The 646-nt window shown below is 42.9% G+C and carries 1 protein-coding gene; it reads left to right on the top strand.

The genetic code is table 11. The annotated features are described in order from the left end of the window. Nucleotides 1-618, top strand: a 618-nt coding sequence (locus tag A3739_RS04125) for a DMT family transporter (protein WP_156502336.1), incomplete at its 5' end; no start/stop codon positions are given. Nucleotides 619-646: the final 28 nt, after the last annotated feature.

Here is a 646-nt window from a genome sequence, read left to right on the forward strand (position 1 = left end):
TTGACTCGTCTTCCTCTTGCCGAAGCCACGATGCTTCAATATTTACACCCTGTTTTCGTCGCAGTACTAGCTTTGTTTTTTTTAGCCGAGCGTTTTCATGCGTCTTTGTTGGGGAGCATCGTTTTGAGTCTTGTCGGCTTAATTTTGGTTGTTGAGCCAAGTTGGGTGCATGGAGGTAGTCTTACTCAACTCGATCAACTAGGCGTTATTTTTGCCTTGATTGGAGCATTCGGCAGTGCCATTGCTTATGTGCTGGTGCGAAAACTTAGTCACCTTGAAGACAGCTCCGTCATTATTTTTTATTTCCCCTTAATCGCTTTACCGTTTTCTCTTGTTGTATTAGGGAACGACTTTGTGGTGCCAGAGTCTTGGACAACGTATTTTGTTTTATTGGCCGTGGGGATATTTACTCAGATCGGTCAAGAGGGCTTAACAAAAGCGATGAAAACAGAAACTGCTGCGAGGGCAACGGCATTTTCTTATGTGCAGGTTGTTTTTTCCGTTATTTTTGGTTGGATGTTTTTTGCTGAAGTGCCGAGCATACTTGCAGTAGTCGGGGTTGTTTTGATTATGCTCGGTGCATTGTTAAATGTGATGCATAAGACCAAGGTTAGTTAAAGGATTTGTAGTGCGTTTGCATTCGATA

The sequence above is a fragment of the Oleiphilus sp. HI0067 genome (genome assembly GCF_001635735.1).